This window comes from Intestinimonas butyriciproducens (assembly GCF_016901775.1).
GTDB lineage: Bacteria > Bacillota > Clostridia > Oscillospirales > Butyricicoccaceae > Pseudobutyricicoccus.
Map to the genome: position 1 here is coordinate 1 of NZ_JACJKW010000052.1, position 374 is coordinate 374.

General features: G+C 51.9%; 1 protein-coding gene. It reads left to right on the plus strand.

Translation table 11 applies throughout. From position 1 onward, the window contains the following. A partial coding sequence (locus tag H6A25_RS12540; protein ID WP_207750871.1) for an imidazolonepropionase occupies positions 1–283 on the plus strand: 283 nt, incomplete at its 5' end. Between the last annotated feature and the right edge of the window lie 91 nt (positions 284–374).

Below are 374 nucleotides of genomic sequence, written 5' to 3' on the forward strand. Positions count from 1 at the left end.
GCTGCTGCCCGAGATCAAGGCCATGCTGGCAGAAGGAAAGACACAGCGGGAAGTGGCGGAATACTACGGCTTTCGGGATAAGCAGGTGGTAAAAAGACTACTTGAGCGTGAGCGCCGAAAAGAACGAAAGCTGGAAGCCGGAATTCTTCCACGGCCGAAAGGAAGGCCGAGAAAAGATGCTGCGCCAAGAGATATTGTGTCAGAGCAGGCCTATGAGATCCAGCGACTGCGTATGGAGAATCAGCTGCTGCGGGATTTTCTGCGCTGCGCAGGAAGGAGGTGAGGGTAAAGGTAAAGTATCATATCATTTATCGCCACAAAACAGAGTATCCCGTAGCAGTCATGTGCAAATTCTTCGGAGTATCCAGAAGCGG